The 9311-nt window shown below is 73.2% G+C and carries 7 protein-coding genes; 4 read left to right on the forward strand and 3 right to left on the reverse strand.

What is annotated here, in order from left to right:
- Positions 1 to 357: 357 nt before the first annotated feature.
- Genes EOINJALH_RS01845 through EOINJALH_RS01860 form a run of 4 tightly spaced genes read left to right on the forward strand, consistent with a single transcriptional unit; the run spans position 358 to position 3524 of the window.
- Positions 358 to 1089, forward strand: coding sequence for a metal ABC transporter ATP-binding protein (locus EOINJALH_RS01845; protein WP_234413618.1), 732 nt, complete (start codon positions 358 to 360; stop codon positions 1087 to 1089).
- Positions 1086 to 1961, forward strand: a complete 876-nt coding sequence (locus tag EOINJALH_RS01850) for a metal ABC transporter permease (RefSeq protein ID WP_088278610.1) — start codon at positions 1086 to 1088, stop codon at positions 1959 to 1961. The genes EOINJALH_RS01845 and EOINJALH_RS01850 overlap by 4 nt, the downstream gene beginning before the upstream one ends.
- A gap of 16 nt (positions 1962 to 1977) precedes the next feature.
- Entirely contained in the window at positions 1978 to 2952 is a 975-nt protein-coding gene (locus EOINJALH_RS01855) for a metal ABC transporter solute-binding protein, Zn/Mn family (protein ID WP_088278611.1), read from the forward strand.
- Between the two features lie 38 nt (positions 2953 to 2990).
- Positions 2991 to 3524 (forward strand): DUF2796 domain-containing protein, encoded by a 534-nt coding sequence (locus EOINJALH_RS01860; RefSeq protein ID WP_158219612.1) that lies wholly within the window; start codon positions 2991 to 2993, stop codon positions 3522 to 3524.
- Between the two features lie 302 nt (positions 3525 to 3826).
- On the opposite strand, the gene EOINJALH_RS01865 is transcribed toward EOINJALH_RS01860, so the two are convergent.
- The 3 genes from EOINJALH_RS01865 to pepF all read right to left on the reverse strand — a co-directional run.
- Positions 3827 to 6769 (reverse strand): serine/threonine-protein kinase, encoded by a 2943-nt coding sequence (locus tag EOINJALH_RS01865; RefSeq protein WP_158219613.1) that lies wholly within the window; start codon positions 6767 to 6769, stop codon positions 3827 to 3829.
- A gap of 42 nt (positions 6770 to 6811) precedes the next feature.
- The gene (locus EOINJALH_RS01870; RefSeq protein ID WP_088278614.1) at positions 6812 to 7366 is read right to left on the reverse strand and encodes an ECF-type sigma factor; all 555 of its coding nucleotides are present in this window, start codon (positions 7364 to 7366) and stop codon (positions 6812 to 6814) included.
- A gap of 38 nt (positions 7367 to 7404) precedes the next feature.
- Positions 7405 to 9311, reverse strand: a 1907-nt coding sequence (gene pepF / locus EOINJALH_RS01875; protein ID WP_310732244.1) for an oligoendopeptidase F, incomplete at its 5' end; no start/stop codon positions are given.

Genomic DNA, 9311 nt, shown 5'->3' on the forward strand with positions numbered 1-9311 from the left:
CCCGAACCCCCGTCGCCCAGCCTGCTGTCGCAGTCGGCGTGGCAGCGCATGGCCCTGGCGCTGGGGGTGGTGGGCCTGTTGTGGCTGGGCGTGGCCTGGGCGCTGGGGTCCGCAGCATGAGCCCCGCCCGGCCGCCCGAAGGGGCGAATTCCCTCTCGGAGGGACAAGGCCGAAGGCCCAAGGGTGCACCAATGAGCCCCGCCCGGCCGCCCGAAGGGGCGAATTCCCGCTTGGCGGGACCGGCCGCAGGCCGTAGGGTGCACCAATGAGCCCCGCCCGGCCGCCCGAAGGGGCGAATTCCCGTTTGGCGGGACCAGCCGCAGGCCGTGGGGCGCGCCTGTGAACGGTGCGGCGGCGGTGAGCCTGCGCGACCTGACCGTGTCGCACCAGCACCATCCGGCGGTGCACCACCTCAGCGGCGTGCTGGCGCATGGGTCGCTCACGGCCATCGTCGGCCCCAACGGCGCCGGCAAGAGCAGCCTGCTCGACGCCATCGCCGGCCGGCTGCCGGCCGCCACCGGCACCGTCGAGATCGACCCGGCGCTGGCCGGCCGCGTGGCCTACCTGCCGCAGCAGTCGCAGATCGACCGCAGCTTTCCGATGCCCGTGCTCGACCTGGTGCTGCTGGGCCACTGGCGCCGCGTGGGTGCCTTCGGTCGCATTGACGCCGCGGCCCGTGCGCAGGCGCTGGAGGCGCTGGCCGCCGTGGGCCTGAACGGCTTCGAGCGGCGGCTCATCGGCGAGTTGTCGGTGGGGCAGTTCCAGCGCGTGCTGTTCGCCCGCGTGCTGCTGCAGGACGCGCAACTGATCCTGCTCGACGAGCCGTTCAATGCCATCGACGCCCGCACCAGCGCCGACCTGCTGCGCCTGGTGGCGCGCTGGCACGGCGAATCGCGCACGGTGGTGGCGGTGCTGCACGACCTCGAGCAGGTGCGGGCGCACTTCCCGCAGGCGCTGCTGCTGGCGCGCGAGATGGTGGCCTGGGGCCCCACCGGCCAGGTGCTGCGCGCCGAACACCTGTTCAAGGCGCGGCAGATGGCCGAGGGCTGGGACGAGCATGCGCCGGCCTGCGACGGCGCGGCGCCATGACGGCGTACGAGCTGCTGCTGCAGCCCTTTGCCGAGTTCGGCTTCATGCGCCGCGCGCTGGTGGCCTGTGCCGCCCTGGCCATCGGCAGCGCGCCGATGGGCACGCTGCTGGTGCTGCGCCGCATGAGCCTGATGGGCGATGCGATGGCCCATGCCCTGTTGCCGGGGGCGGCCGTCGGCTTCATGCTGGCTGGCCTGTCGATGCCGGCGATGGGCGCCGGGGCCTTGGTGGCGGCGCTGCTGGTGGCGGTGCTGGCCGGCTGGGCGACGCAGGTGACGGCCCAGCGCGAGGACGCCAGCATGGCCGCCTTCTACCTGATCGCGCTGGCGCTGGGGGTGCTCATCCTGTCGCTGCACGGCAGCCCGGTCGACCTGATGCACGTGCTGTTCGGCAGCATCCTGGCGGTGGACGACGCGTCGCTGCTGATGGTGGCCGCGGTGGCCAGCGCCACGCTGCTGCTGCTGGCCGGCCTGTACCGGCCGCTGCTGGCGATGTGCGTCGACCCCGGTTTCCTGCAGTCGGTGGGCGGCCACACCCGGGTGCTGCACCTGGGCTTCCTGGCGCTGGTGGTATCGAACCTGGTCGCCGGTTTCCAGGCCCTGGGCACGCTGATGGCGGTCGGCCTGATGATGCTGCCGGCCGTGGCCGCGCGCTTCTGGGCCCGCGAACTGTGGGGCCAGGCCGCGGTGTCGGCCGGCATCGCGATGGTGTCGGGCGTGTGCGGCCTGCTCGCCAGTTACCACCTGCGCGTCCCCTGCGGCCCGGCCATCGTGCTGGTGGCCGGGGCGCTGTACCTGCTGTCGCTGGGCCTGGGCCCGCGCGACAGCCTGCTCGCGCGGCACGCCGCGCTGCGACATCACCGCACGGCCTGAACGCCAGGCACCCACCATGAGCATCTCCGTGAAGCGCCGCCGTTGGCCCCTGCACCTGCTGGGCACCGCCTTGCTGGCCACCCGCGCCGTCGATGTCCGCGCACAGGCGGGCGCGCCGGCAGCAGCCCATGCCGCTGCCTCGGTCGCGCCGGGCAGCGCGCGCCGGCTGGCGGTGGTGGCCAGCTTCTCGATCCTGGCCGACATGGTGCGCGAGGTGGCCGGCGACGCCGCCGACGTCACCGCGCTGGTCGGCCCCAACACCGATGCCCATGTCTTCCAGCCCACGCCGGCCGATCTGCAGCGCGTGGCCGGCGCCGACCTGGTGGTGGTCAACGGCCTGGGCTTCGAGGGCTGGATCGACCGCCTCGTGCGCGCCTCGGGCTACCGCGGCCGCGTGCTGGTGGCCACGCGGGGCATCGTGCCCCGGCGCCTGGGTCGTGCCGTGGACCCGCACGCCTGGCAGAGCCTGGTCTATGCGGCCCACTGTGTCGAGAACATCCGCGCCGCGCTGGTGGCGGCCGCACCGTCGCGGGCCGGGCAGATCGACCGCCGCGCCGCCGACTACGCCGCGCGCCTGGCCGCGCTGGACGCGCGGGCGCGGGCGGCCTTCGATGCCGTGCCGCGCGAGCAGCGGCGCATCCTCACCTCGCACGACGCCTTCGGCTACCTGGGCGAGGCCTACGGGCTGACCTTCATCGCACCGCGTGGCTGGTCCACCGACGCCGAGGCCTCGGCAGCCGACGTGGCCGCACTGATCCGCCAGGTGCGGGGCCAGCAGGTGCGCGCGCTGTTCGTCGAGAACGTCACCGACCGCCGCCTGGTCGACCGCATCGCCCAGGAGACCGGCGCGCGCGTCGGCGGCACCCTGTACTCCGACGCCCTGTCGGCCCCCGGCACGGCGGCGGACACCTACCTCAAGATGTACGCGCACAACGTCGACAGCCTCGGCGTCGCACTGCGCGAATCGCTGGCGGCGCTGCGGGCCCGCTGAGCCGGCGCGACGATCCACCCGATCCTGGAAGGATGGCCATGAACCGACGCTTTTCCACGCCGACCCTGGTGCTGGCGGCCACCCTGGCCTGGCCGCTGGCGGCCGTGGCCGACAAGGCCCACCAGCATGGCGCGGCGCGGCTGGACATCGCACAGGAGGGCCGGCTGCTCAGCCTCGCGCTCGAGGCGCCGCTGGACGACCTGCTGGGCTTCGAGCGCGCGCCCCGCACCGACGCCGAGCGGCGCAGCGTCGAGGCCGTGCTGGCCTCGCTGCGGGCGGGTGGGCGGCTGTTTCGCATCGACCCCGCGGCCAACTGCACGCTGACCGGCACCGACCTGGTGTCGGCGCCGCTGAAGCTCGGCCCCGCTGCGGCCCAGGGGCCGGACGGGCATGGCGATCTCGAGGCGAACTGGCGCTTCGACTGCGCCGGCGCCGCGCCGGCCCATGTCGACGTGGGCTTGTTCGAGGCCTTCAAGCGGATGGGGCGGATCGAGGTGCAGGTGGCCACTGCCAAAGGGCAGGCCAGGACCTCGTTGAAGCGACCGGCGACGCGGGTGGTGCTGCCGCGCTGAGCGCGCTGGCCCGGTGGGGGCGCGGGCCGGCCGGGCCGGGGGTGTCGCCCGGAGCGGGCCGATTGTGAAAGGGTGTGGGGCCGTCCGCCTGCAGCCTGTCTGGATCCACCGGTCAGCGTGCGCGGCCGATGGTCACCGAGTTCTGTCCCTGAGCCTTGATCTTTTCTGTGCCGTTGTCCGGCTGGAGGCCAGGACGGTCCCACCCTTGAACAGACGGACTGCGGTGCCGAAACCGGACATCCGCCCCAAAGAATTTCTTCTGCCGCGTCGTCGACCGCCCGATGTGGCGGTGCCGGGTGGCCTCAGCGCGCGGCGGTGCGCGGGTTCAACAGGCGGTCGAGCCGGTCTGCCGGCGCCCTGAACCATGGGCTCATCCCCGGTTGGGCGGTGAAGGCCGCGCGCGCCTGGTCGGCCAGGCTGCGGGCCAGCGGGCGCTGGCCGTCCGACAGGGCGCACAGGCCGGCCACGGCGCGGGCCCGCGCCAGCAGGGGATGGTGCGGGTGGCTGCTGGCCGACAGGCTGTCGATCGTGGCCAGCAGCTGCGCCAGGCCCGGGCCCCGTTGGTTGAGCTGGCACAGCGCCTCGCCACGGGTGAGCCGCGGGTCGTCGGGCCAGGGCGGTGCAACCGCCAGCACGGGGCCCGAGGGCGGCAGCAGGGCCAGGGCCGCGGCGGCGTCGCCGCCGTCCAGCAGCACCCGGGCCCTGGCCACGTCGATCGCCTGCGTGAAGATGCTGCCCTGGGTGGGGTCGCCGCGCACCGCGTCGTAGCGCGGCGCGGCATCCAGGGCCGCGAGGGCCTCCTGGGGCCTCCTCTGCAGGCCGAGGTTGAGCGCCAGCAGCACGTGGTCGTAGGCCGAGAAGGCGTGGGTCGCGCCACCCATCAGCCGGCGCATGCGGATGGCCTCGCGCAGCGGTGCATCGGCCTGGTCGTGGCGGCCCGCGGTCATCGCCACGAAGCCATGGCAGGTGGCCAGGTCCCAGCGCAGCTCGGGCGATTCGGCCGATGGCCCCAGGATGGACACCGCGCTCATCACCAGGCGGTCGCCGCGCTCGACGTCGCCCCACAGCGTGTGGGCGACGCCCTGGTGCAGGTCGATCGTCGCGCCGACGGCCGCGGGCAGGCGCTTGTCCACCGAGGCCACGAAGGCGCGGTTGCGCGCCATCGTGGCGCGGGCCTCGTCGAAGCCGACCTGGCCCATCTCGAACATGGTGCGCATCAGCGCGCTTTCCTCCAGCGCCGCCCGGATCTCGCTGGCCCCGCCCAGCGCCCGCAGCGCGGACAGGGCGGCCTCGCGCTGCACGCGCGATTCGTCCAGCCGGTTGTGGGTGGCCATGCTGTAGGCCAGCAACAGCCGGATGTCGATGGCGGCCACCGACTGCGGCCCTTCGGCGGCCAGCGCCTCGTCGATCGCCGACTTCAGCAGCGGCACCGATTCGTCGAACCGGTTGGCCTTCGCCAGGTGCGAGGCGCGCAGCTGGGTGGCGCGTGCCCGCACGATGTTCGGGCCTGGCGGTGCAAGGCGCAGCGCGTCCTCGATGTTCGCCAGCACCCGCGCCGATTCGGCGATGCGGCCCGATTCGGCCAGGCTCTGTGCCAGCAGCAGCTTGGCCTCCACCGTCGCGGGGTGCGGGGGCGGCAGCAGCTCGAGCGCGCGGCGGGCCTGTGCCTCGGCCTCGCGGTAGCGCTGCAGGTGGAGCAGCGCCCGCCCCTGCAGCATCAGGGCCCCGGCCAGATCGGCGTCGTCCGCGCCGTGCGCGGTGAGCGCCGTCAGCTGCCGGGCGGCGTACTCCCGCGCGAGCTCCGGCGTGCCCATGTCGAGGAAGACGCCGCCGACCACGCCGTACAGCTCGGCGCGAAGCTGGGGCTGCCCGGCGAACCGCTCTTCGATCAGGCCCGCACTGTGCTCCAGCAGCATCTGGGCAGGCATCTCGCGCAGCTCGAGGTGGCGTGCGCTGCCCGATGAGTTGAGGCGGAACACGTCGACGATGAAGGCCTTCACCACCTGGGCCCGCTCGGCCTCGTCCTGCGCCCGGCGCGACTGCGCGATCGACACGCCCGCGCCGCCCAGCACCGCCAGCAGCACCGCCGTCGCGGCGGCCACGCCCACGCGGTGTCGTTTCACCGCCTTGGCCATGCGGTAGCCCAGGCGGTCGGGTTGGGCCGTCACGGCGTCGCCACGCAGATGGCGCTCGAGGTCGTCGGCCAAGGCGTCGGCGGTGGCGTAGCGCTGCGCCGGGTCGCGCCTCAGGGCCTTGCCCAGGATGGCGTCGATGTCGCCGCGCAGCGCCCGGGCCACGGCCGGGTCGCGGGCCCGGCTGCTGGCCAGCGGCGGCTCGCCGGCGAGGATGGCGTCTTCCATGGCCGCCCGGGTGCGGCGCCGCGGCGCGTGCGGCAGCTGGCCGGCAAGCAGCTCGTACAGCAGCACGCCCAGCGAGTACACGTCGGACGCGACGGCAATCGGCTCGCCCAGCACCTGCTCGGGGGACGCATAGTGCGGTGTGAGCAGCCGGCCTTGGTCCTGGGTCAGCCGGTCGTCGTCGGGCGCCGCCTCGCGCAGCAGCTTGGCGATGCCGAAGTCGAGCAGGTGCACGCAGCCGTCGGCGCTGACCAGCACGTTGGCCGGCTTCAGGTCGCGGTGCACCACCAGGCGGCTGTGGGCATAGGCCACCGCGCGCACCACCTGCACGAACAGCCGCAGCCGCTGCGCCACGCCCAGGCCCTGCGCGCTGCACCAGGTGTCGAGCGGCTGCCCGTCGATGTACTCCAGTGCCAGGTAAGGGCGCCCCTGGGCGTCGACGCCGGCGTCGTACAGCCGCGCGATGGCCGGGTGCTCGAGCAGGGCGCCGATGTCGCGCTCGCGCGCCATGCGCTGGGCCAGCCCGGGTGCCCAGGTCAGCCGCGGCAGCTTCAGCGCCACCTGGCGGCGATAGGCGCCATCGTCGCGCTCGGCCAGCCAGACGGTGCCCATGCCGCCATGGCCGATCTCGCGCAACAGCCGGTAGGGGCCGACGCGCTCGCCGCCGTGGGCCAGCGACTCGGCCTGGCCCAGCGGGGGCAGGGTGGACAGCGCGTCGCTGTCGCGGATGCCGGCCTGCTCGACCAGCATCTTGCGCAGGCGCTCGGCCAGGTGGGCCTCGTGCGCGGGCAGCGTGCCGAGCCAGGCCTCGCGGGCGCCCGGTTCGATGGCCATGGCCTCGTCGAGCAGGCGGCTCAGCGCACTGATGTCGGCGGCGGTCAGCGACATGGCGGGCGATGGCATGGCGGTGCGGGGCCGGCGTCGGCCCGGTCAGCCCTCGAGCATGGCGCGCAGCAGCAGGCGTGCCTTGTCCCAGTCGCGCCGCACCGTGCGTTCGGTGAGGGCCAGCGTGTCGGCGATCTCGCGCTCGGTGTAGCCGCCGAAATAGCGCATCTCGACCACCTTGGCCAGTCGCGGCTCGGCCTGGCCCAGCACCTCCAGCGCCTCGTCGACCTGCAGCACCTCTTCTTCGGCGGCCTGCACGCCGTCCTGCAGGTGGGTGTTGAGCGTGAGGCGGTCGAGATCGCCGCCGCGACGCTCGGACTGGCGTTCGCGCACGGCGTCGATGATCACCGAGCGCATCACCCGCGAGGCGTAGGCGAAGAAGGCGCGGCGGTCTTCGGCGCGCAACTGGCCGCCGCTCACGTAGCGCAGGTACGACTCGTGCACCAGCGCCGTGGTGTCCAGGCAGGTGTTGCGGCCGCCGTTGTGCAGCCGGGCGCGCGCCAGCTTGCGCAGTTCGCCGTAGGCCGAGGCGAACAGCGCGTCTTGCGCACCGGGCTCGCCCGCGTTGACACGCCGGATCAGGTCGCCGATGTCGCTCATCGCCGTGGGATCACTGCGGTGCGCTCATGACCGTGGGCTCATCGCAGGCGGGCCGCCTCGGCCTCCATGCGTGTCACCAGCGCGTCCATCTGGTCGATCACCGCCTGCACCGGGGCGCGTTCGGTGAGGTCGACCCCGGCCTTCTGCAGTTGCGCCATCGGGTGGTCGTTGCCGCCGCTGCGCAGCAGCGTGAGGTAGCGCTCGCGCGCCGCGGCGCGGCCGGCCTCGGGGCCGGTGGTCATGGCCTGGAACAGCTGGGCCGACGAGGCAAAGCAGGTGGCGTACTGGTAGACGTAGTACGGCGTGTTGAAGAAGTGCGGGATGCGCGACCAGGTGGACTTGTAGAAGTCGTCGATCGTCACCGCGTCGCCGTACCAGTCCTTCAGCAACCCCAGGTACAGCTTGTCGAGCACCTCGGTGGTGACCGGCTGGCCCTGCTCGACCAGGCGGTGCGCCTGCAGCTCGAAGTCGGCGAACATCACCTGCGTGTAGAAGGTGCTGGCGATGGAATCGACGGCGTGCTGCAGCAGCAGGAAGCGCTCCTTCGGGTCGCGCGTGTCGGCCAGCAGCTGCTCGAGCAGGAAGCGCTCGTTGGTGGTCGAGGCCACCTCGGCGACGAAGATGGTGTAGTCCGACGTGACGAAGGGCTGCGATTCGTACGACAGCACCGTGTGCATCGCATGGCCGGCCTCGTGCGCGAAGGTGAACAGCGCGTCGAGCGTGTCGTTGTGGTTGAGCAGCAGGTAGGGCCCGACGCCGTACACGCCGGCCGAGTAGGCGCCGCTTTCCTTGCCCTCGCTCTCGTAGACGTCGATGCGGCCACCCGACACGAAGCGCCGGAACTTCGCCACGTAGTCGTCGCCCAGCGGTGCCACCGAGGCCAGTGCCAGGTCGCGGGACCGCGCATAGGGGTAGGTGCGGTCGCTGCGGAACACCGGCACGAAGCTGTCGTACAGGTGGTAGCTGGGCAGGCCCAGCAGCTGCTTGCGCAGGCGCGCATAGCGCTGCAACGGAGCGACTCCAGCCCGGGTGGCCGAGATCAGGTTCTCGACCACGGCGCGCGGGATGGCGTTGCCGTGCAGGGCGGCGTCGAGCGTGCTGTCGAAGCCGCGCGCCTGGGCCTCGAACCAGTCGCGCTGCAGCAGGCCCTGGTAGATGGCGCCGAAGGTGTTGGCCTGCGCGGCGTAGGTGGCCAGGTGCGCGGCGGCGGCCTTGGCGCGGTCGGCCTGCACCGGGTTCGCGTCGAGCAGCGCGCTGTAGTTGCCGGGCGTCAGGGTCACCGACTTGCCGTCCGACAGCGTGATGGCGGGGAAGCGGATGTCGGCGGTGGCCAGCGCCTGGTACACCTCGCGCGGCATGCGGCCCACCGGGCTGGCCAGCGACAGCAGCCGCTCGCCCTTCTCGTCGAGCACGTGGGCCTGGCGGCGGAAGTTGTCGATGATCGTGAAGCGGTAGGGCGCCAGCGCTTCGGTCTGGTCGATCCAGCCCTGCACCTTGGCCTGCGGCAGCGTCAGCAACTCGGGCGTGAACCAGGCGGTGGCGGCTTCGAACTTCGCGAACGCGGCGTTCACCCGCTGCAGGCGGCCGGCCACCGCCTGGTCGCGGGTGTCCACGTCGCGCTGCAACTGCGGGTAGCGGTAGACCCGGTACTGCAACTGGCCGATGGTGTCGTAGGCGCGGTAGGCCTTCAGCAGCGCCTGCGGGCCCTGGGCCAGGGTGCCTTTCATGGCGGCGAAGGCCTCCATGCGCGATTCCATGTCGCGCAGGCCGGCCTCCCAGGCGGCCCAGTCGGCGTAGATGGCCGACACGTCCCAGCGGAACTCGGCCGGGATGTCGGCGCGTTGGCGCGTGTCGGCCGCGCTGGCACCCAGCGCGAGGGCGGCGGCGCAGGCGAGGCTGGCCAGGGCACGGATGGATTTCAAGGGGGCGGGACACCAGGGCCGGG

The organism is Ideonella sp. A 288 (assembly GCF_002198735.1).
Taxonomy (GTDB): Bacteria; Pseudomonadota; Gammaproteobacteria; order Burkholderiales; family Burkholderiaceae_C; genus Pseudaquabacterium.

Bases quoted from the DNA above. Each gene is read 5' to 3' on its own strand.
- EOINJALH_RS01865 (WP_158219613.1), bottom strand. From the start codon at position 6,769: ATGTCGCTGACCGCCGCCGACATCAGTGCGCTGAGCCGCCTGCTCGAC.
- EOINJALH_RS01850 (WP_088278610.1), top strand. From the start codon at position 1,086: ATGACGGCGTACGAGCTGCTGCTGCAGCCCTTTGCCGAGTTCGGCTTC.
- EOINJALH_RS01855 (WP_088278611.1), top strand. From the start codon at position 1,978: ATGAGCATCTCCGTGAAGCGCCGCCGTTGGCCCCTGCACCTGCTGGGC.
- EOINJALH_RS01870 (WP_088278614.1), bottom strand. From the start codon at position 7,366: ATGAGCGACATCGGCGACCTGATCCGGCGTGTCAACGCGGGCGAGCCC.
- EOINJALH_RS01860 (WP_158219612.1), top strand. From the start codon at position 2,991: ATGAACCGACGCTTTTCCACGCCGACCCTGGTGCTGGCGGCCACCCTG.